The following is a 19,896-nucleotide window of genomic DNA, read 5'->3' as shown; positions in this document are numbered from 1 at the left end:
TCGGCCTGAACAGGTCCGCGATCGGCACGCTGGTCGAGCGCACCACCCGCTTCACGATGCTGCTGCACCTTCCACCGATGGAAGGCCACGGCGGTCCACGCTCCAAGAACGGCCCAGCCCTGGCCGGCCACGGCGCCGAGGCCGTCCGCGATGCCATCGCCGCCACAATCACGGACCTCCCCGAGCAACTACGCAGGTCACTGACCTGGGACCAGGGCTCGGAGACGGCCCAGCACGTCCAACTGCGCATCGACACCGGCCTGCAGATCTACTTCGCCGACCCACACTCACCCTGGCAGCGCGGCACCAACGAGAACACGAATGGCCTGCTGCGGCAGTACTTCCCGAGGGGAACCGGCCTGAGCAGGCATAGCAAGAGCGACCTCGACGCCGTCGCCACCGCACTCAACGGCCGTCCCCGCAAGACCCTGCAATGGAAGACGCCCTCCGAAGTACTCAACGAACAACTACTCTTGATCCAACAAGGCGGTGTTGCAACGACCGGTTGAACCCGGGCAGCACCAGCCGTGAATTCGCCGATCTGGCAGGCGAGTTCGGATGTCGGTCGGCCGGGCCGGCCAGTGCTGGGACAACGCACTCGCCGAGTCCTTCTTCGCCACCCTCAAACGGGAGCTGCCGGGCGACCGCCCTGGCCCAGCCGGGCCGCGGCACGGACCGCGATCTTCGAGTGGATCGAAGCCTGGTACAACATACGCAGGCTGCACAGCAGCCTTGGCTACCGCAGTCCCGCCGAATACGAGACCGTCCTGGCGGCCTGACCACCACACCAACGGTGTCCGTCAAAGCGGAGCAAGCTCACAACACACCCAACCGGCCCCTCCCGGCCACATAACACCTACTCAGACCCGCAACACAGCCCCGCATTGCACCCCGCCACTTCCCCACCTGCCGCCGAGCCCCACCGTCGCCAGCCGAAGGCCGGCCCCGACGGATGCTGTCCTGTGACGGCGCACCTTGAGCGTGTGTCATCGAAGTCCGAGCGAGCAGATCGCTGGTCACAGCATCCGTACCTCGGCCTCGGGGAGTTTTGCCCACCAGTGGTGGTAACGGCTGTAGACGGCTGCCTCGCGGTCGCTGAGGAGGGCAGTCAGGGACCGGGCCTCCTCGGCGAGTCCGTCCCAGACGGCGGGTGCCAGAGGCTGAAAGGCCGTGGCCTCGATGCCGCCGCCCGCAGGGCGCCACACGCCGGCGACATGGCCGTCCACCAGCAGGGTGGGCAGGACGTCGCCGTTGCGTCGGATCACCAGAGGGCGGTAGGCCGGGGGTATCACCCGGCTGCGGTCGGCGTAGGCCAGCAGAATGCTGTCCCACATGGCCATGAGCCGGGGAGGAGCGGGGGTTTCGGCGGACGGTCGGGAGGCGCCCGGGAGGTCGAACAGCGTGTCGCCGTCCGGCCCCTGGAACTGTTCGACGGCGCCGTCCAGAGCACGGAGCGCCGTGCGGACGTGCGTCCGTTGCACCAGGGCGAATTGCGCCACGTCCGCGACCGACGCAGGTCCGAACCCCGCCAGGTAGCGCAGGATCAGGGCCCGCAGGGCCTGGTGCTCCCCGTCCTCTGGCACGGGCCCGGTTCCGGCCGCGACGAAGGACGGCCGGGGGCCGAACGACCACGGCGCATCCGTCGGGGCATGGTGCAGCGGCGCATAAGCCTTCAGCCCCCACCATGCCCCGTCCTTCTTCTCGGCGCCGAGACGCTTCTCGGCCCACGCCTGCATCTCGGCCGAGGTCCGCGGTCGACAGGCGAAGGCCAGCAACTCCGGCACCAACTCGTCGGCGTCCGCGGGGGTCAGCCCGGCGGCGGCGAAGCGGGAGCCGAGTCGGGAGGCGTACAGCAAGGGCTGCACTGCCGCGCGGAAGACCGGATAGTCCTCGGCATGCACGGCGTGCAGGGTGATCCGCATCAGGGTCGCCTTGACCACCGATCGCCCGGCGAAGGCTGCGTCGAGCTCGGCCGGGGCGAAACCGGTGAGCCGGTTCCACAGGGCAACGTACGGCGAGGCCGGGTGCTGCGCCTGGAGCGCGACCACGCGCCGCATCCCGTCGGGGACGGTCAGCGGCTCGCGTTCCAGCAGCAGCTGACGGCTGAGGGTCGCCCGGTTGAGTTCACGCGCGGTGATCATCACAGCCCAGCATTCTGCCCTGTCTCGCACCCGCCGGCGCCTCGTGTTCCAAGTTCGGTGACATCGATCCGTGTCCGTCAAGGTTCGATGGCACGTGCTCAAGGTTCGTTGTCATCGGACAGTCGCGAGCCCGGGACGACCGGCACCAGGCTGCGGCTGTTGCGGGTGCTGTCGCGCCCCACCACACACAGGATCGAGGGTATCCGCCCACGTCACACGCCCCCACGACAGCACAACGCGACAGCACCGGACAGACACCAGGACGACGCCAGGACGGCCTCCTGGACGTTCTCCAGGGCGGCCTGACGGCCACCAGCCGACCAGGCCGGGGCGAGCCGGAGCGAGCCCGGACGGCGGGGCGAGCCAGAGTGCAGCAGCCCCCTGGCGGCGTACGGCCCTGGGACGCACGGCCAGGAGGGCCGTGAGCAGGCGGATCGCCCGCTGGGTGGTCCTGTCCGGGATGAACCGGTGGTCCATGCTCGGCGGGCCGTCGGCATACTGCCCCGGCAACGCCGGGAACCGTGTCTGGACGGTGCGCAGCTCCGCCACCGGGCAGTTGCCCCGGCTACCGGCGGCGTGGGCCTGACAGCGCGGCCCAGCCGGAGGTCATCGGCTGGGCTGCGGTCGGCTATCCGTCCGCGACCTGGATGACGACCTTGCCGCGCCGGTGTTCCTTCTCCAGCGCCTCGTACGCGGCGCGCGTCTGCGCGAGCGGAACGACCCGGTCGACCTGCGGGAGCAACCGTCCGCTCGCGATCAACTCGCTGACGGCGTCGAGTCCGTCACGGTCCGGCTCGACGACGAAGAACACGCCACGTGCGGCGGGGTCCCGGGCCGTGCTGGGGTCGGGCGGCGCGACGATGCCGACCAGGACGCCGCCGGGGCGCAGCACGGCCCACGACCGGGTCTGGGTGTCGCCGCCCACCGTGTCGAGGACGACGTCCATGCGGCCACCTGGTCCTCGAACCGGCCGCCTGCGTAGTCGATGACGTCCTGGGCGCCGAGGGCCGGCGACGAATTGGGCGTCGCGGGCCGAGGCGGTGGCGGTGGCCCTTGTGCCCAGTGCGGTGGCGATCTGGACGGCGAACGAGCCGACGCCTCCGGCGCCGCCGTGGACGAGGGCGTGCCGGCTGGGCTCCGGGTGGGCGTGGTCGACCAGGGCCTGCCATACCGTGAGCGCCGCCGGCGGGACGGCCGCCGCGCTGCGGTGGTCCGGTCGGGCCGGCTTGGCGGCGAGGATCCCGGCCGGCACGCCGACGTACTCGGCGGCGGCCCCGTCCCGCAGGAACGGAATCAATCCGTACACCTCGGCGCCCAAGGCCGGAGCCGTGGCACCGGCCCCGTGCTCGACCACGACGCCGGACGCCTCGTGCGCGGGGATGGCGGGCGTCCGGTCCCGCCCGGAGCCGTCGAAGCCGTCGGTTCAGGTGGCGTCCCAGGCAAGGTCTCCCGCGGTGACGGAGGCGGCCCGGACCGCGACGGCGACCTCACCTGGCGCTGGCTCGGGGCGGGGCGCACTCTCGTAGACCAGCTCTTCGGGGCCTTCGCGCCGGTGAGCGCGTACCGCGCGCATCATGCTCATGAGGCCCTCGCTTCCGGATCACGGGCGGGGCCGTGCCGAAGGCCACGCACTCGCGACCGGCATCACAGGCAGTGTCGCGGCCCGGCATTCCCATTCAAGGGATCTTCAGCGAACCACCGACCCGCCCCACGTGAGAAGCCGGCTCGCGCAGCCCTGCGCCTTGTGATCAGGGTGGTCGCGGGTGTGCTGCCGCCGGGCCTCCCGCCACGGATCGCCCGGCACGGTCACCAATGCGGCGAGCAGCCGGCGCTTGGTCGGCCTGGGCGGAATCAGCGGCCCGAGGTCCTTCCCGTCCCGCTCCGGGCACTGCGGGAGGAGTTCGCGGGCGAGGGCTTCGAGATCACCTCGAACGAGTCCGGTTCGGCCGCCCGGTCCGCCTCGTCCGGCGGGGACAGACGACGGTCGGCCCAGAGCCGGTGACGGCCTCCGGCACGGCGCCGACTCCCCGCCCCTCGCAGGTGTTCGCCCGCGGGCTACGGCTCGGTGAGAGCGCCGCCGCCCCTGGCCTGGACGGCGGCGCCGAACCGCCACGCCTCGATGTCGCGATAGCGGATCGGCCCGGGGCCACGGCCGATGTTGCTGCCGACAAGGTGGAGACGTTCGGTGCGCCACGGCCGACCCACGAACCCGGTGAGCCCGGCCGCGGCCTGCGGCACGCTGACGGGATCGTCACGGCGGGACCGTGCCAGCGTCAGATGGGGGCTCAGCGGCCGGTCCCTGAACTCGATTCCGCAGGCCCTGATCAGGTCCCGGACGTCGGCGGCGAGCTGGTGCAGTCCCTCCAGATCCCCGTCGATCCCGCTCCACAGCAGGCGCTGGTCGAAGTGGCCGCCGCCCCGCAGGCCCAGGTGCAGGGCGGGGTGCGACGCGGCCGGGGCGGCGAGTGCCGACCGCAGCAGCGGCACCGCCGTGGACGGCTGTTCGCCGAGGAAGGCCAGGGTGATGTGCCAGTCCTCGACCCGGTTCCACCGCAGCCGCGGGTACCTGGCGTAGGTGGGCTGCAGGGCCCGGGCCAGTTCGTCCTTGGCGTCGTCGGGCGGAGCCAGGGCCACGAAGACGCGCAGGGTCGAGGGTTCGGGGTGATCGTCCACGAGGGGGGGAGGTTAGCCGAGGGCGGGCCGCCCGTGCTCGCTGGTGCCGGGCAGGTCCCACGGCCTGCCCGGGCAGGCCGTGGGACTCGGCTGGACGACAACGCCGGGCGCAGCGCTGGCGGCCCCCGCCGCTGCGCCCCGCCGGGCGATACCGAGCGGGAGCCGGCCGGCATCGGCAGACCGAGGCCGAACCACGCAGGCGGGCAGACGTCCCGGCGTGAGGCGTTCGCGGCCGTCGTGGGGATCGCGGCGACTGCGGCGGAGTGGGTGTCCGGGCCGGGCTCCGGCGCCTGGCCGAGTACGCAGCCGCGGTGCTCGTCTGCGACCGGCGCCGGGAGCGCGATGCCGGTCTGGTTCAGGACGACAGCGTTTTGCTCGCCAGTACCCTCCCCTGGGCGTCGTACGCGGCGAGCTTGATGCCTTCGGGCGGGTATGCCTTCGAATCAGTGGAGGTCTTGAGGCTGGGCCCCCAGACATAACCGCTGGCGTAACCCGGGTTGCCGGGAAGCGAGGCGACGGTGGCCCAGTATGCCTGGCCGTCCAGCTCGATGGTCATCCGGGCCACCTGCCCGGGCCCGTGGTAGACGAGGTTGTACAGACCCTCCTGGTGCTGCGGGGGGGCCCCGTAGTACTGCATGGTGATCTCGGTAGTGTCCCCCGCCCAGGAATACCCGCTGCACCCTGAACCGCTTTGGTAGGCGGGAGCGTCGTGGATGCAGATCTCCTGGTCCTTCAGCTGCATCCACCAGTCCTGGCGGCCCAATGGCAGCTGCTGGCCGGGCTGCACCACCACGGCCTCGGGAGCCGGCCCCACGGGTACCAGCGGAGCCTGCGAGGCCGGCCCGACGGCTTGGCCCCCGTGTTGCGCGGACAGTGCCGCACCCGTGCCGGCCAGCACGGCGAGCGCGGCCACCGCCGCCGACGCGCCCATCGCCATCCGGCGCCCCCGGCGCTGCCGGCGCACCTGAACCCACACGGGCCCGGCGGACCAGTCCGCCACCGCGACCCGGGCCGCCTCGTCCCGCAGAGCGCCGCGCACCATGTCCTCGGTGTCCATCACCTGTTGCCTCCGTTCGTGCCGTCGATCGTTGAACCGGTGCCCGCCGAGTACGAGGCCAGCGCCGGGTGGCCGCGCAGTTTCGCCAGGCCTCGGCTGGCCTGGCTCTTCACATTGCCCAGCGAGCAGCCGAGCACTTCGGCGACCTGGCACTCGCTCATGTCCTCCCAGTAGCGCAGGACGACCACGGCCCGCTGGCGTTGTGGCAGCTCCGCCAGCGCCTGGAGCAGCGCCGAGCGCTCCTCGACGTCGCGGTGGCCACCGCCCGCGGTGTGCGCCCGATCGGGAAGGACGGGCATGAGCAGCTGCCTGACCCGGCGCCGTCGGTGACGGCTCAGGTTGTTGTTCACCAGGGCCCGGTGGATGTAGGCGTCCGGCTCTTCCAGGCGGCTGATCCGGGACCAGTTCCTGAAGACTTTCGCGAAAGTCGCCTGCACCACGTCCTCGGCCTCGTGGTAGTCGCCTGTGAGCAGGTAGGCAGTGCGTACCAGCCGCCGCCAGCGCGTGGCGGCGAACCCCTCGAAGTCAAGCTCCCGCAGGCCCGGGCCGCCCGCGGAAGCCGGTGCCGTGACGGGCCGAGGCCGGTCCTCCACCGGGATGTGCCATACGCTCGCGGTCATCCGATTCCTCTTTGCGTCCACGCGACGACCCGACCGGACCATCGCTCTGCCCTACTCACCACCGCGCCGCCGCAAAGGTTGCATCGCTCAGTTCGCGGGAACGGGCTCCCGCTCGGCTTCGGAAACGCTGTCGCTGGTTGAGGGGTCCTCTGCTGATCGAATGTCACCGCCCGGACGTCGGCGACGAGCAGACCGCGGCGCAGCAGGCAGCCCGCGCCCGTGTGGTGGAACCGGGCCAAAGGTGGCCGTGGCAGAGCATGACGGCGCGGGTGGGCGTCGAGTCGGGCGGTGGTGCGGGGGCGAGGGGTTTGGGAACGGGAAGGGAGGCCGCCGACGCAGGCATCGGTCTCTACGCCTCAGGACCGGGTCGCCGGCCCCACGGGGTGGACCCCGACGGCACACCCGCACCCTCTGGCGCTGAGCACGACACGACGGCAGCAAAACGGTGCCGTCCCCTGCGCGGCGCAAGCCGGCAGGAACGCGAGGGAAGTCGGCCTGGAGGGGCGCCGACGGCGAAGCGGCGTGCTCAGCGGGCGCCTGGGGCGTCCGGCAACCGCACGACGGCGGTGCCGGCCTGGGACTCGCCGAACCCCCAGCCCGCGACAAGGGAGCAGCCGACCGCTTCGAGGACGTCGCTCCACGGCCAGTGGTCGGTGCCGTAGTAGAAGCCGCCCTCGCTGCGCGCGGCCTCCTCGGTGCGGCAGAGCATGCGGAGATGGTCGCGGAGTGCGGGATGCGCGACCGCGCCCAGCCTGTCCTCCCAGGGCTCGTCGGTGGAGCCGGCGCCCGACAGGTCGTGGATCGACACCAGGTGTTCGGGGCCGCGCTCGGTGAACGTGGCGGCCCGCATCGCGTCGGTGAGAGTGCCGTCTGTGGCGACGCGCAGCAGCACGGTCAGCCAGCCGTTCAGCTTCGTGGACTCCTCGGTGGTGAGGTCGACTCCGTGGCGGCCCAGGAGCGGTCCCAACTCCGTGCCGCGCACCAGCGCCTCACCGGACTCGTCGACCGTGGAGACGGCCCGCAGGTCGGCGACGAAGGTGTCGTCGAACGGCCGGGGGCCCTTGTGCCCGCCGTCGCCCCACGGTCCCTTTCCCGTCAGGAGGTCGGCGTCGAAGCGGAACAGCGATCCGCCCAGGTCGAACCGCCGTGTCCAAGGGGAGAAGGGGTACGCGCCGTCCGGATCCGGAAGGTGCCTCGGTTCCCGGCCCGACAGCGCGTCGGGGGTGGCCCAGGGGTTCGGGAACAGGAACTCGTCGAGGGAGTCCGAGGCGTGGTACACCCCGTATCCGGCGGCGGGGTCGACGGCCGGTTCTCCGCCGAGCAGTATCGCGAAGGCACCGGCCAGCGCGGCGTCCCACCCGTCGAGGTCGGTCGTCGGGGCCGTTTCGGGCGTCATGATGGGCATTCCTTCGGGTCGGATTCATGTCGTGTCGCACGGATTGACGCAAGGTACCGGTCGCCGGTGACACTCGCTGTCGGAGCCGGCAGGCGCTCTGGGAACGTGGCGACAAGCGATCTCACAACTCACCTGCACGGCCGAATGAGCGACCCCACGTCAGCCGCCTACCGCGCGCGACGGGCGCAAATCGCAGTCCGTGACAGCGACTTGTTCACCTCATGACAGCCCAGATCCATGACCTCAACCGGCAGAAGACCGGCTCGACGATCCCTCGTCCTCGGCCGGCCCGCTGCCACCCATCCCGCTGACATCACCCCACCCACTCACAGGCCGAACTACCACGGCCCGGCTCCGACCGGTCAGACGTCGAGTTCGCCGCGGCAGCGCTGGAACAGGCCGAGTGCGGCAACCGACGGGGCGTCGCGGAGCTGTCCGCCCTCGATCAATCGCCACACTTCGTCCTCGCTGAACCAGCGGCTGATCATGCCGGCCTCCGTCTCTTCCGGGTCGGCCTCTCCGCTGGTCAAGCCGGTGGCGAGAATGATGTGGACGCCTTGGTTGCAGTATCCGTAGGCCTCGTACAGATACCCGAGCCGCGTCATCGCTGCGGCAGTGAGCCCCGTCTCCTCCGCGAGTTCACCCCGGGCGAGGTCCAGCGGATCTGCGTCGGGGCGCTCCTCCCACGAGCCTTGTGGGAACTCCCAGTAGCGTCCCTCCACCGGGTACCGGTACTGCTGGACGAGGTGGAATCCACCGTCGGCATAAGGAACGATCAGCGCGAAATCGGGCTTCTCCACCACGCCGAAAATCCCGGTCGAACCGTCCTGGCGAATCGTCTTGTCCTCGCGGACGGTCATCCAGCGGTTCTTGTATACGACGTCGCTGCTGGTTGCCCGGATCTCTCGGTCGAAATCTTCCGGAGCGCCAGTAGTGTGCATGCGCGGAAGATTAACCGTCAGGCGCGGGCGCTGGGCCAGAGTTCAGTGACTTTTCCGGTGTCCCGGTCCTGCTTGGGCCGTGTTTGGCGGCCTTCTTCAGGTCGCGGGCAAAGGGCAGGGCGGGGCGGTCGGCATGGCAGGCCGGGCACTCCGGGCGGTCCGGCTCGGCGTTCTTGTCCGGCTTGGTGGCGAGGACCTCGGGGAGGGTGCGTGGCAGGGCCTGCTGCCCGATGAAGACGCGGGAGGCCGCGGGCAGCGCGGTTGCCCCGCCCGTTATTCCTCGCCCTGCCGTCCCGATGGGCATGACATACCCCACAGCCCGGTATGTACAAGTTTCAACATTTCTCCCGTAGCGTCGTTCTTGCCCCACCACAGCGGGGCGCCGCCCGGAGCCATCGACCCATGGCTCCGGGCCGATCAAGGAGGAAAGATCATGAACAAGTCCGTCGGACGCCGGGCCGCCACCGCGGCCGCCGCGCTCGCCGCGACGCTCGGTGGGCTGCTGCTCGCTGGCGGCACCGCCTCGGCCGCACCCGTTCAGGCCGTCCACCGCGACACCGTCTCCGTCTCCCCGGCGGCCTTCCAGGTCCGCGACCACGAGGGCGACCGCTTCGACCGCTACGGCGGCTACGGCAGCGGGCACACGAGCCGCTGGGACGGCCACCGTTCCTGGGAGCGCCAGGGCAGCTACTGGTACAGCAACGACCACGGCCACCGGTACCGCTACGACGGCCACCGGTTCTACCAGTGGGACGGCGGCTGGCAGATCATCCAGGTCATCAACGTGTACGGGTTCGACCCGCACATCTTCCGCTGACCTGCGACGGCTCGGGGCGGGAACGCGCGCCTGATTCGGTGCCGGCACACCGCGCGGCCCCAGCCGCCCTCTCGCGTCGCTGTCCGGCCGGACACCGGTGTCCGGCCGGACGGCGACGCCCACGGCCGGGGCGCTCGCACCCGCCACCCAGGGGGGCACTACCCACACAGGGAGTCATGCCGTGAACGGCTGTGCAGATCAAATGCTCGACATGGAACTCCTGCTTCCCTCGGGAGAACCGGTCACACTGCCGACCCTCCTGTCCTACCGCTCCTACGACCCGCTCGCCGTGCGCATCGTCTTCCACACCGACGCGCACGGCCGCATCCCCTGGGTCTTCGCCCGCGACCTGCCGGCACAGGGCCTGCACAGACCGAGCGGGCAAGGGGACGTACAGGTCTGGCCGGGAGCGGTCGGCCATGAGGAGGTACTGAACCTCGCCTTCTCCTCGCCGGAGGGGACCGCCTGGCTCCGGGCCCCGCTCCACGTGGTGGCCGAGTGGCTGGAGCGCACCCACCGACTGGTACCCGCCGGGCAGGAAGCCGACCGGTACGACCTGGACGCCGAACTGTCGTGCCTGCTGCCGGGCACCCGCCCGAGACCCCGGCCCCGGCCCCGGCCGCTTCCGTTCAGCGGCCCGGCCGACCCCGGCGGGGCACACCGCCGCAGCAAGTGAGCAGTAGACGGAGCAGGAGCACAGAGATGAGAGCCCTGGCCTTCGCGCCGCGTCCGGCCGCCATCGTCCGGTGGCGGGGAGCACCGAGCCGTGCCCTGCAGCTGCCGCGCGTGCCCAGGTTGTCGCTCCCGGGATGGTCGGCCACCGTCCTCACCCGCAGCGTCAAGGGACTCGTCGCGGCCCTCCTGGCCTGGCAGGCCGCCTCGTGGTGGCTCCCCGGGCAACAGCAGTACCTCGCCGTGGCCACCGCCCTGGCCATGGTCAACGCCCCGACCATCTACCGATCGGTGACGCAGGCCCTGCGCAGCGTGACCGCCCGCGCCGGAGGGCTGTCACTGGCCGTGGCCGTCGTATGGCTGCTCGGCCCGGCCGCGGGAAGCGTCGCCGCGATCCCGGCCATCGCACTGGTCGCCGGAGGCCGCCGGGGCTCCGACAGCCGCCTGCAGATCGCCTCGACGGCGGTACTCACCCTGGCGGCGGCGACGGCCGTCCCCGTGGGCCACGTCGTCACCCTGACCCTGGCCACCCTCACCGGCGCGGCCGTCGGCATCGTGGTCAACGCCCTCATCCTCCCGCCCGTGCACCTCGGCGCCTCCGACACCTCGGTACGCGAACTCGCCTCGGCCATGGGAGAACTGCTCGGCGACATGGGCCGCGGGCTGCGCGAGCGGCAGCACACCGACCGCGCCCACCAGTGGCTGGAGCGCAGCAGGCACCTCGACGACCTGGCACTCCAGGCCCAGGAGGACGTGCGCCAGAGCCAGGAGAGCCTGCGCTGGAACACGCGGTGCATCGTCCACGGACAACAGAAGCCGACGGACCACAGCGAGGCGCTGCGCGCCCTGCACCGGGTCTCCTTCCAGGTCCGGGGCATCGCACGGACACTGGCCGACAGCGTCGACGACCAGCCCGCCGGTCACGGCCTGAACCGGCTCTTCCTCGACCGGTACGCGGCGACCCTGGAAACGGCGGAGCAGGCGATGGAGTCGTTCGCCGCCCCCGGGCATGCCGCCGGCCCCGATCTCGACAGCCTCTGCGGGCCGCTGCGCCACGCGATCGACGACGCCACGACCTGGCACAGGACGATGACCGACGAGATCAGGCACGGCACGCTGGCCGAACCGGGCGCCTGGCACGTCTACGGATCACTGATCACCGACATCGAACGCCTGCTCGCCGACCTGGAACGCGCGAACCGACCCACCCCGACCACGCCCGGGCCCCGCCCGTCGTGAAGCATCCGGCCCCCAAGCCGGTTCACAGGCCATCCGCCCCACCGGCACGGACAGACCGGCGCGGATTCGTTCGGGCCCGTCCCGGCTCATCGCGATGACTTCACTCCATCGCTTGACGCTCGAATCCGCGGACCGTACGGTGGATCGCGTTGGTTGAAGATTAAACAAACAAGGATGGAGGGCTCCCCCTCCTCCGGCCTGCGCCGCAAGCAGCCAGGCATCCGATGACCCCGAAGGAAGAACCCATGAACCGCACGACCATGCGACGGACCGCCACCGCGACGATCTCCCTCCTCCTGGCCGGCGCCGCCGCCCTCGGCGTCTCCGGCCAGGCCATGGCCGCCACCGCCCCCGCGACGGCCTCGCACTCGTCGTCGTCATCATCGGCCACCACCGTCGACACCGGCCTGCGGATCGACTCCCTGCCCGCCCACCAGATCGGCACCGACCACCGCCCGTACGAGTTCACCGTCCGCTACGCCGACGACACCCGCCTCGCCCAGGCCCAGCAGATCCTCGTCCTCTCCCCCGAACACGGCCCCTACCTCCAGAGCGACGACATCCGCCTGGAGTGGTTCGACGACGCGACCCGGCGCTGGGAGCCCATGGACCTGGACTCGCAGACCGGCACCCTCTACACCCGGATCCCGCTCACCGGCCGCATCCTCACCCACGACGGCGACACGGCCATCCGCTACCGGATCACCGTCCAGCGCGACCTGCCCACCGCACCGCGGCACCTGACCGTGCAGCCCCGCACCATCCTCTACACCGCACCGCAGACCACCGGGACCCAGGCATGACCGCCGGCGGCACCCCACCCGCACGCCCACCACACCGACGCCCGCGCCCGGGTGTGAAGCACCTCGCCACCGCCCTGCCCAACGGCCGGCTGCGTCAGGGCGCCGTCGGAACCAGCGGGATCCGCTTCGCAGACCGACGGCCCGTTCACGCTGCCCGGCGGTCCACCGCGCCCAGCCATTGCGTCAGGGCCGTGCGCACCTCGTCCGGGTCGGGGTCCTCGGCCGCCCACGCGGCATAGCCGTCGGGCCGAACCAGTAGGGTCGGGCGCAGGCTGGTCGCTGGGGAGGCCGTCACCACCCGCCCCGCCCACGGCGCGGCAACCGCGGCGACATCGCGGCCCACCAGCACGAACCTGCCCTCCCGCAGCGCCTCGTAGAGCCGAGCCGGCTCCCCCGCCAGGCGGAGGTCGGGAACCCGGCGCCCAGCGAGCGGATGAGAGCCCCGGGGCGCGGGGTAGGTGATCCCGATGCCGGAGATGCCGCGAGACGCGCGGGCCTCCACCACGGTCAACTGGTGCACGACGGTGGCCAGCGCGGCCCGCAGCGTGCGGATCAGAGGCGACCCGGTGGTAACGGCCGTGAGGAGTGCGTGGCTGACCCGCAGGACCGTCCGCCCCACCGGGTGACGCTCCGCGTGGTAGCTGTCCAGCAGTGCGTCACCAGCCCAGCCGTGCACGACGGCTGCCAGTTTCCACCCGAGGTTGGCGGCGTCCTGAAGCCCGGTGTTCATGCCCATGCCGCCGGCCGGCGAGTGGACGTGTGCGGCGTCACCCGCGAGGAACACCCTTCCCTGCCGGTAGCGGGGTACCTGCCGCTCGTCGCTGTGGAACCGGGAGAGCCACCGCGGGTCGTGCATCCCGAGGTCATTGCCGATCGTGCGCTTCGTGATGTCCCGGACGTCCTCCAAGGTGAGCGGCGCATCGTCGGGCACCTGTCGGTGCCGGTCCCAGCCGATGATCCGGTACCAGCCGTCCCCGAACGGCGCGAAGAACGTGAAACCGTCCTCGTTCGAGGCGAAGTTGAAAATCTCGTCGGGGGCGCGGTCGAGCAGCACATCGGCCAACATCACGGATCTGATCGCCGACTTGCCGGGAAACGGCATACCCAGGCTCTCCCTGACGGTGCTGCGCGCCCCGTCCGCACCGACGACGTAACGGGCCCGCAGCGTTCCCGTGGCGCCGTCCGGATAGCGCACATCCACGTCGACGCCGTCCGGGTCCTGCCGCAGCCCGGTGACCCGAGCCCCACGAAGCATGGTGGCTCCCGCTTCCCCGGTCCGGCGCAGCAGGGCCTGCTCGACCTGCCACTGCGCAATGGTGAGGATGAAGGGGAAGCGCGTGCGGAGGCCGGAGAAGTCGATGCTGAGGCGGCCGAACGGATGCAGCGCCCGGGTCGGTGTGCCGATACGGAGCAGTTCGTCGGCCAGGCCACGGGCGTCGAGCTGCTCCAGGGTTCGCGCATGGAGGCTGAAGGCGCGGCTCAGGTTGGACTCGTGATCGCGTCGCTCCAGCAGTGTGACATCGACTCCGGACCTGGCGAGGTCACCCGCGAGCAGCAGGCCGGTCGGGCCGGCCCCGACCACCAGAACGTCCGCGTCCGGTGCCCCGTGTCGGTCCGAGGAGGCACTCGGTGACAGGTCCGCTGTGTTCATGCTTCCGAGTCTCAGTCCTGTGTGAGGGTGCTGCACGGCGGGACGCAGGCGCCGTGCCCGGCCGGCCGCAGCCCCGAACGGCGGGCGGGGGCTCGGGGCGACACCGCCGGTTTCAGGGACAGGACCCGCCCGGTCATCGGCTCTCCGTGGCCGACCGGCGGCCGGACCGGACGGCCGGCTCGGTCGTGGTCCGGCCCGTGGGAAGTCTGTCCGTCGGGACCCGGAAGCGTTCGTGGAACACCTGGCGGCCGGGTTCCGTCAGTGCGAGGGCTCGGCCCGTGCCGACCTTGACGACCCAGCCCGCTTCCAGGGCACGCGAGCAGATCGCGGCTCCCACGGCACCGCCCAGATGGGGGCGGCGTTCGGTCCAGTCCAGGCAGGAACGCACCAGGGGGCGCCGCGAAGCGGTGGGGGGCTCGATGCCATTCTCGGCCGCCCAGGCCGCTCCCGCCGGGGTGAGCCGCGGCTCCGGCTCCCAGGTGATCAGGCCGTTGTCGACCATCGCGTCGGTGACGGCCAGGCCGAGGATTCCCGCGAGATGGTCGTAGCACAGCCGTGCACGGGCCAGTGCCCTGGTCCGGCCGCTCGCGCCCAGTGAAGCGGGCCGGGGAGGGCGACGCGGGGCGACTTCGGCCAGGCTCTCGATCAGGGCCATCACCTTGGGGTCGGCCAGTCGCAGGTACCGGTGGCGGCCGTGCCGCTCCTCGGCCAGGAGGCCTCCGCCCACCAGCATGTTCAGGTGCTCGGTGGCCGTCGAGGGCGCCACATCCGCATACCGGGCCAACTCCCTGGCCGTCCAGGCCCGGCCGTCCAGCAGGGCCAGGCACATGTCCGCCCGGGAACCGTCCGCGAGCAGGCGTGCCACCGCGGCGAGGTCGACGCCGACGTCCTTGCCCGCACTGTCAGCCGTCATGCCCCCCAGTATCCCGACGGACGGTTCGGCCCGCGCCGAACCCGCGGCCGCCTAGGCTCCCCGCCCGTCGACCAGTCCCGACCGGTCGGCCGAGAGCGTCTCGGCCCCCCGGCGCAGACCATCCGAATCCGAAGGAGGCCGTCCCACAGTGCGACCCATCAAGAAGGACCTGCGGCTGTGTACCGACCCCGACGCCCACGCCGCGGGCCCGCCGGCTCCGCTCGCGGACGCCGCCGACGCCGTGGCCGGTGCGGCACCGGGGCCGGCGAGCCCGCCCGGCCGAGCAGCGGAACCGGTGGAAATCGTCTTCACCGACACCCCGCACCGCACCGAGACGGCGGCCATCTCGGACGCGCTGGACCGCTTCAACGTCGGCATCACGGGAATCGACGACCGGCGCCCCCTCGCCGTCCTGGTCCGCGAGCCCGGCGGCCACCAGATCCTCGGGGGCCTGTCCGGCCGTACATCCCTCGGGCTCCTGTTCATCGACCTCTTCTACCTGCCACCCGAGCTGCGCGGCCAAGGACTGGGCAGCCGGATCCTGCGCCGGGCCGAGGAGGAAGGGAGGGCACGTGGGTGCAAGGCCGCCGTCCTGTACACCATCAGCTTCCAAGCCCCGAAGTTCTATCAGCGGCACGGCTGGCACCACCTGGGAGAAGTGCCCTGCATTCCCTCCGGCACCAGCCGCATCTTCATGACCAAGGAACTCTGAGCCAGGGGCACTGGTCTTCGGCGCAGGCGCCGCCGCCATGGAAGCAGTGCTCGCAGTTGCAGGTGTGGCCGGCGTACTCGGCGGCAAGCTGGTCGTACACCCGGACCCACCTGTGGAGGGCTTCCGACCGGCCGGAACAGGCCGGCCACCGGCCAGGACGGCCGGCAGCCTCCACCGCCGGCCATGCTGCCGGTGCTCTGCGGCCCGGCCCGGCGCCTTCGTGACGGAACCGGGATCAGGCGGGCGGGACGGTCTCGGCGCCCGGCAAGGCCTGGCCGTGCAGGCAGGTGCGGGCGTGTGACAGGGCCACAGCGGCGCAGCGCAGGTGATGGTTGACGACGGGGATCAGGGTGCCGCGCAGACGGTCGGCGGTGTGCAGTGCGGTAGCGGCCTGTTGCAGCAGGTCGCCGGTGCGGTGGACGGTCTGGCCGCGGTCGCTGGTGCGGTACTCCTCGGCGAGGGCCTCGGCGGCGAGGGCGAGTTCGCCGACGCCTGGGTCGTCGACCGGTTCGGCGCCGAAGAACTCCAGCGTGGACGCCAGTTCTGCCAGCCGGGCGTTGCGGCGTGTGTCCCACCACGTACTCACGTTGCGATCATGCACCACGAGGAGCCGCGGCAGGTGAGGAACGGGCCGATTTCCCCGCACCGGTGTGGAATCGGCCCGCGGAAGGTGCGTGACCGGTTTCCCGCTTCGGCGGCGATTCGACCCGGGCCCTGCGTTGTGAGGCTCGGCGTCGTCCGAAGGCCCGGGTGCGTACGACGTGGGGCTGGGGGTCAGGCGCAGGGTCAGCCGGTGGGGTTCGGGGTGGACGTCGACGATGCCCAGCGGGCGGGCGGCCTGGAATCCGAGGCGGCGGACTCGCGGGAGGACGGCCGCTTCGAGGTCGGTCCGGCCGGGCCGGCCTGCCCGTCCCCCGAACGGCCCAGGAGCGCGGCCTGTACAGCGCCCGCGGGGTCCGGCCGGAGACGGTCTGGCGGGACTGGCAGGTGGTCCGGAAGGCCAAGGAGACCGACGACGTGGTGACCTTCGTGGTCAAGCGGATCGACGACCGTCTGGTGAAGACCTCGCTGCCCGGCCAGTACGTCACCGTGCGGATGCGGATGCCCGACGGGAAGCTCCAGCCGCGCCAGTACAGCCTGACCCGGGCCGACGACGGGGAGCACCGCCAGTTCTCGGTCAAGCGGGTGCGCGACGAGGGCGCCGGCCCCGATGGCGAGATGTCGACGCTGCTGCACGACTCGGTGAAGGTCGGCGACACTCTGACGCTGTCGCTGCCCTACGGCGACGTGGTGCTGGACGACGCGGGGCGCCCGGTGGTGTTCGCCAGCGCGGGCATCGGGATCGCCCCGATGGCGGGCATGCTCTCGCACCTGGTCGCGGCCGAGTCCGGGCTGCCGGTCACCCTGCTGCACGCCGATGTCGACGACGCGTCCTTCCCGCTGCGCCGCCAGGTGGTGGGCGACATCCTGGCCCTGAGGAACGCGCGGATGTACCTGTGGTTCGAGCAGGGCGCGCAGAGCCATGAGCCGGTGGACGGGGTCTTCCACGGGCTGATGGACCCCACCGCGGTCGACCTGCCCGAGGACGCCCTGTACTACTTGTGCGGGCCACTGCCGTTCATGCAGGCCGTGCGCAGCGGCCTGGTCGACCGCGGGGTCGCCCCGCGCGACATCCAGTACGAGGTCTTCGGCCCCGACCTGTGGCAGGCCGACCTGGACTAGCGGGTGGTCCTGATCGGCACCGGGGCGAGTGCCGTGCGCGGGCGGTCGCGGACCTGCGGCCGGCCGGAGCCGATCGGGTGGCCCGGTCCCGAAGGGGTGTCAGGGGCGTCGCGCCACTACGATCGCATGCGAACTTGTGAGGCCGTATCCGAACTTGATGCGATTTCCAGACCGTTTTCCGTCACACACACCAGTGAATGTGCCCCGAAGCGGGGGCGTGAACGACTGGTTGCCGCTCTCCTGGGGCTCTGTCCGGATCGGGCGTCTGCCCGCCGATCACGAGAGTGGGGCCCAGGTGGGGATGAGAACACGAAGGACGTGCGTCGCGCGGGCCGCGGTGCTCGCCGTCGCGCTGGCCGGCAGCGGGTTGCTGACGGCGCCGGCGGCGTTCCCGCAGAGCGGGGACGGAACGGTGACGGTCCGGGTGATCCGGGCCGTGGACGCCTCGGGTGCGTGGACGCCCGCGCTGGAACCGGGGCTGGCGGGCGTGAAGGTGACGCTCACCGGCGGGGACCGGGTCCACGTCGAGGGCACCACGGCGGCCGACGGGACGGTGACGCTGACACCGCCGCAAAGTCGGGAACACAGTGGCAAGTACCGGGTGCAGGTGGTGAATCCGAAGCCGGGCGTGCTGTTCCCCGCCTTCGCCTCGCGGCACGGGCTGGACGGCGCGCCGAACCAGCTGAGCTCCAACGAGGAGTTCGTCGACCTCTCCGGCGGCAGGAACATCTCGTACACCACGGGTTTGTGGAGCCCCGGCGACTACTGCCAGAAGAACGCACCCCTGGTGACGACCTGCCAGAACACCACGTGGGGAGGCGGTGCGCAGCGCACCCTGGTGTCGTTCCCGTACGGTGCGCGCGGCCAGGACGGCGTGGACGTGAACGTCACGAACATCGCCACCGACGCGGAGACCGGCACGCTGTACGGCATCGCGTGGAACAAGGCCGACAGGCGGGTGTTCTCCTCGGCGGCGGCCAAGCGCACCACTGCCTACGGCCCGGGTGGCTCCGGCGGGATCTACGTGACCGACCTGGCGCAGAAGAGGACCACGCTGTTCACCACCGTCCCGGACGCCGGAAGCACGGCACACGGGCCGGGGCCGGACGACGCGTTCCTGGCGGTGCCGGGCAAGGAGAGCCTCGGCGGGCTCAAGGTGACGGACGACGGCAGGGACCTGTTCGTCGTCAACCTCAACGACCGTCGGCTGTACCGCTACGACGCCTCCGTGCCGACCGCGTCGGCGCCGAAGGCCGTCTACCCCATCCCGGACCCGGGCTGCCCCTCGGCGGGAGACTGGCGCCCCTTCGGTCTGGGCCTCCAGGACGGGACCGGCTACCTCGGCGGTGTCTGTTCGGGCGAGTCGACGGGCAAGGTGTCGGACCTGCGGGCGATCGTGCTGCCCTTCGACCTGGCCACCGGCGCGTTCCGCCGGGCCGTGCTGGACCAGCCGCTGGACTACCCGCGCCAGTCGACCGTCGGCTCGGGCCCGTGCGACGGCGCGGGCTGGTTCCCGTGGACGAACACCTACCCGACCACGCAGAACGGCCAGACCTGCTCCGGCTTCCGCGCCCAGCCGGAGCCGGAGCTGGGCGAGGTCGGCTTCGAGACGGACGGCACGATGCTGCTGTCCTTCCGCGACCGCCTCGCCGACCGGGCGACGGGCCAGACGGCGGCGGGCGCCGCGGTCGGTGAGGTCCTGTCGGGCGGTGACCTGAACAAGGCCTGCCTCGCGAACGGCACCTTCGTGATGGACACCAACAACGGCTGCGGGCTCTCCCCCCGGGGCACCCGCTTCTTCGACACCAGTCGGTTCGGCGTCCACCACAACGCGGACTACGCCGGGATGGCGCTGTCCAAGGTCGAGACCACCGTCGGGACCTCCGGGTACGACCCCAACAACACGGCCTTCGGCTACGGGACGTCGTTCCTCCAGCGGGCGGACGGCAGGCCGGACCCGAAGCCCGGACTGCGGCTCAACCCGGCGGACGTGCCCGCGCCGTTCGGCAAGGGCGCCTCGATGGGCGATCTGGAGGTGCTCTGCGACCAGGCGCCGCTGCAGATCGGCAACCGCGTCTGGTACGACCCCGAGCGCACGGGCATCCAGAAGCCCGGCCAGCGCCCCGCGGAGGGCGTCACCGTCCACCTCTACGACGGGTCGGGCAAGCTCGTCGGAACGGAGAGGACGACGGCGCGCGGCGAGTACTACTTCGACGACTCGAACGTGGACGGCGGCCTCAAGCCGCGCACCAGGTACACGATCCGGCTGGACAACGCCGCCGACTACGCCGAGGGCGGCCCGCTGTACCGGTGGGTGCCCACCAGGCACGACGTCGGCGACAACCCGTTCATCGACTCCAAGGGCATCGTCCCGCCGGGGGGAAGGTATCCCGAGCGGGTGCTGACCACCGGCGGGCCGGGCGAGAACGACCACACCCTCGACTTCGGTTTCCGGCACTGCGGGTGTGGGCACTGACGCAGGTCGAGCACGACCGGGACGGCAGGCCGCCGGCGGGCGCGACGCCCGGCGGCGGCCTGC

At 71.7% G+C, this 19,896-nt stretch carries 20 protein-coding genes and 1 pseudogene; 10 read left to right on the top strand and 11 right to left on the bottom strand.

What is annotated here, in order from left to right:
* Nucleotides 1-509: IS30 family transposase (locus KS423_RS15590; RefSeq protein ID WP_224279602.1), on the top strand; the 509-nt coding region annotated here is incomplete at its 5' end.
* A 52-nt stretch (nucleotides 510-561) separates the two neighbouring features.
* A pseudogene (locus KS423_RS15585) lies at nucleotides 562-779 on the top strand (integrase core domain-containing protein); the annotation flags it as partial.
* Between the two features lie 237 nt (nucleotides 780-1,016).
* On the opposite strand, the gene KS423_RS15580 reads toward KS423_RS15585, so the two are convergent.
* Nucleotides 1,017-2,144, bottom strand: coding sequence for a winged helix DNA-binding domain-containing protein (locus KS423_RS15580; protein ID WP_224279600.1), 1,128 nt, complete (start codon nucleotides 2,142-2,144; stop codon nucleotides 1,017-1,019).
* Nucleotides 2,145-2,562: 418 nt separating this feature from the next.
* Here KS423_RS15580 and KS423_RS15575 point away from each other — a divergent pair, with 418 nt between their 5' ends.
* Entirely contained in the window at nucleotides 2,563-2,727 is a 165-nt protein-coding gene (locus KS423_RS15575) for a hypothetical protein (RefSeq protein WP_224279598.1), read from the top strand.
* Nucleotides 2,728-2,769: 42 nt separating this feature from the next.
* On the opposite strand, the gene KS423_RS48025 is transcribed toward KS423_RS15575, so the two are convergent.
* From KS423_RS48025 to KS423_RS15540, 7 genes are all read right to left on the bottom strand, one after another.
* The gene (locus tag KS423_RS48025) at nucleotides 2,770-3,495 is read right to left on the bottom strand and encodes an NADP-dependent oxidoreductase (RefSeq protein WP_224279596.1); all 726 of its coding nucleotides are present in this window, start codon (nucleotides 3,493-3,495) and stop codon (nucleotides 2,770-2,772) included.
* A 69-nt stretch (nucleotides 3,496-3,564) separates the two neighbouring features.
* Nucleotides 3,565-3,723 (bottom strand): hypothetical protein, encoded by a 159-nt coding sequence (locus tag KS423_RS15565; protein ID WP_224279593.1) that lies wholly within the window; start codon nucleotides 3,721-3,723, stop codon nucleotides 3,565-3,567.
* A 473-nt stretch (nucleotides 3,724-4,196) separates the two neighbouring features.
* Complete coding sequence (thpR, locus tag KS423_RS15560) at nucleotides 4,197-4,814, bottom strand: RNA 2',3'-cyclic phosphodiesterase (protein WP_224279592.1); 618 nt, start codon at nucleotides 4,812-4,814, stop codon at nucleotides 4,197-4,199.
* Nucleotides 4,815-5,169: 355 nt separating this feature from the next.
* Nucleotides 5,170-5,874, bottom strand: coding sequence for a hypothetical protein (locus KS423_RS15555; RefSeq protein WP_224279590.1), 705 nt, complete (start codon nucleotides 5,872-5,874; stop codon nucleotides 5,170-5,172).
* Complete coding sequence (locus KS423_RS15550; RefSeq protein ID WP_374119959.1) at nucleotides 5,871-6,491, bottom strand: SigE family RNA polymerase sigma factor; 621 nt, start codon at nucleotides 6,489-6,491, stop codon at nucleotides 5,871-5,873. The genes KS423_RS15555 and KS423_RS15550 overlap by 4 nt, the downstream gene beginning before the upstream one ends.
* 526 nt (nucleotides 6,492-7,017) lie before the next feature.
* Nucleotides 7,018-7,887 carry a hypothetical protein gene (locus KS423_RS15545; protein WP_224279588.1) on the bottom strand — a complete coding sequence of 290 codons (870 nt, stop codon included), beginning with the start codon at nucleotides 7,885-7,887 and terminating at the stop codon, nucleotides 7,018-7,020.
* 362 nt (nucleotides 7,888-8,249) lie between these two features.
* Nucleotides 8,250-8,828 carry an NUDIX hydrolase gene (locus KS423_RS15540; RefSeq protein ID WP_224279587.1) on the bottom strand — a complete coding sequence of 193 codons (579 nt, stop codon included), beginning with the start codon at nucleotides 8,826-8,828 and terminating at the stop codon, nucleotides 8,250-8,252.
* A gap of 433 nt (nucleotides 8,829-9,261) precedes the next feature.
* Here KS423_RS15540 and KS423_RS15535 point away from each other — a divergent pair, with 433 nt between their 5' ends.
* The 4 genes from KS423_RS15535 (at nucleotide 9,262) to KS423_RS15520 (ending at nucleotide 12,359) form a co-directional block, all read left to right on the top strand.
* Nucleotides 9,262-9,645: a hypothetical protein gene (locus KS423_RS15535; protein ID WP_224279585.1), complete on the top strand. Its 384-nt coding sequence runs from the start codon at nucleotides 9,262-9,264 to the stop codon at nucleotides 9,643-9,645.
* A 211-nt stretch (nucleotides 9,646-9,856) separates the two neighbouring features.
* Nucleotides 9,857-10,321, top strand: coding sequence for an SsgA family sporulation/cell division regulator (locus KS423_RS15530; protein WP_224279583.1), 465 nt, complete (start codon nucleotides 9,857-9,859; stop codon nucleotides 10,319-10,321).
* Between the two features lie 26 nt (nucleotides 10,322-10,347).
* Nucleotides 10,348-11,556, top strand: coding sequence for an aromatic acid exporter family protein (locus KS423_RS15525; protein WP_224279581.1), 1,209 nt, complete (start codon nucleotides 10,348-10,350; stop codon nucleotides 11,554-11,556).
* Between the two features lie 245 nt (nucleotides 11,557-11,801).
* A complete protein-coding gene (locus KS423_RS15520; RefSeq protein WP_224279579.1) occupies nucleotides 11,802-12,359 on the top strand; it encodes a hypothetical protein in 558 nt (185 codons plus the stop codon).
* A gap of 145 nt (nucleotides 12,360-12,504) precedes the next feature.
* Here the strand turns inward: KS423_RS15520 and KS423_RS15515 are convergent, their stop codons facing one another.
* On the bottom strand, nucleotides 12,505-14,010 hold the full coding sequence (locus KS423_RS15515; protein WP_224279604.1) for an FAD-dependent monooxygenase: 1,506 nt from the start codon (nucleotides 14,008-14,010) through the stop codon (nucleotides 12,505-12,507).
* A 133-nt stretch (nucleotides 14,011-14,143) separates the two neighbouring features.
* Nucleotides 14,144-14,923 (bottom strand): helix-turn-helix transcriptional regulator, encoded by a 780-nt coding sequence (locus tag KS423_RS15510; RefSeq protein WP_224279577.1) that lies wholly within the window; start codon nucleotides 14,921-14,923, stop codon nucleotides 14,144-14,146.
* A gap of 148 nt (nucleotides 14,924-15,071) precedes the next feature.
* Between KS423_RS15510 and KS423_RS15505 the strand changes: the two genes are divergently transcribed.
* Nucleotides 15,072-15,635, top strand: a complete 564-nt coding sequence (locus tag KS423_RS15505; protein WP_224279575.1) for a GNAT family N-acetyltransferase — start codon at nucleotides 15,072-15,074, stop codon at nucleotides 15,633-15,635.
* A 235-nt stretch (nucleotides 15,636-15,870) separates the two neighbouring features.
* Here KS423_RS15505 and KS423_RS15500 read toward each other — a convergent pair whose 3' ends face one another.
* A complete protein-coding gene (locus tag KS423_RS15500; RefSeq protein WP_224279573.1) occupies nucleotides 15,871-16,221 on the bottom strand; it encodes a hypothetical protein in 351 nt (116 codons plus the stop codon).
* Nucleotides 16,222-16,622: 401 nt separating this feature from the next.
* Between KS423_RS15500 and KS423_RS15495 the strand changes: the two genes are divergently transcribed.
* Nucleotides 16,623-17,357, top strand: coding sequence for an FAD-binding oxidoreductase (locus tag KS423_RS15495; RefSeq protein ID WP_308020197.1), 735 nt, complete (start codon nucleotides 16,623-16,625; stop codon nucleotides 17,355-17,357).
* Nucleotides 17,358-17,658: 301 nt separating this feature from the next.
* Entirely contained in the window at nucleotides 17,659-19,833 is a 2,175-nt protein-coding gene (locus KS423_RS15490) for an SdrD B-like domain-containing protein (RefSeq protein WP_224279570.1), read from the top strand.
* The last annotated feature ends 63 nt before the right edge of the window (nucleotides 19,834-19,896 follow it).

The sequence above is a fragment of the Streptomyces sp. LS1784 genome (genome assembly GCF_020103755.1).
Lineage (GTDB): Bacteria > Actinomycetota > Actinomycetes > Streptomycetales > Streptomycetaceae > Kitasatospora.
The sequence above is the reverse complement of the archived record's forward strand: the minus strand, read 5'-3'. Positions and strand labels throughout refer to the sequence as shown.

Excerpts from the sequence above, each read along its gene's own strand:
- KS423_RS15545 (WP_224279588.1), bottom strand. The coding sequence starts at position 7,887 with ATGACGCCCGAAACGGCCCCGACGACCGACCTCGACGGGTGGGACGCC.
- KS423_RS15530 (WP_224279583.1), top strand. The coding sequence starts at position 9,857 with ATGGAACTCCTGCTTCCCTCGGGAGAACCGGTCACACTGCCGACCCTC.
- KS423_RS15510 (WP_224279577.1), bottom strand. The coding sequence starts at position 14,923 with ATGACGGCTGACAGTGCGGGCAAGGACGTCGGCGTCGACCTCGCCGCG.
- KS423_RS15525 (WP_224279581.1), top strand. The coding sequence starts at position 10,348 with ATGAGAGCCCTGGCCTTCGCGCCGCGTCCGGCCGCCATCGTCCGGTGG.
- KS423_RS15565 (WP_224279593.1), bottom strand. The coding sequence starts at position 3,723 with ATGAGCATGATGCGCGCGGTACGCGCTCACCGGCGCGAAGGCCCCGAA.
- KS423_RS15550 (WP_374119959.1), bottom strand. The coding sequence starts at position 6,491 with ATGACCGCGAGCGTATGGCACATCCCGGTGGAGGACCGGCCTCGGCCC.
- KS423_RS15515 (WP_224279604.1), bottom strand. The coding sequence starts at position 14,010 with ATGAACACAGCGGACCTGTCACCGAGTGCCTCCTCGGACCGACACGGG.
- KS423_RS15535 (WP_224279585.1), top strand. The coding sequence starts at position 9,262 with ATGAACAAGTCCGTCGGACGCCGGGCCGCCACCGCGGCCGCCGCGCTC.
- KS423_RS15520 (WP_224279579.1), top strand. The coding sequence starts at position 11,802 with ATGAACCGCACGACCATGCGACGGACCGCCACCGCGACGATCTCCCTC.
- KS423_RS15490 (WP_224279570.1), top strand. The coding sequence starts at position 17,659 with ATGAGAACACGAAGGACGTGCGTCGCGCGGGCCGCGGTGCTCGCCGTC.
- KS423_RS15540 (WP_224279587.1), bottom strand. The coding sequence starts at position 8,828 with ATGCACACTACTGGCGCTCCGGAAGATTTCGACCGAGAGATCCGGGCA.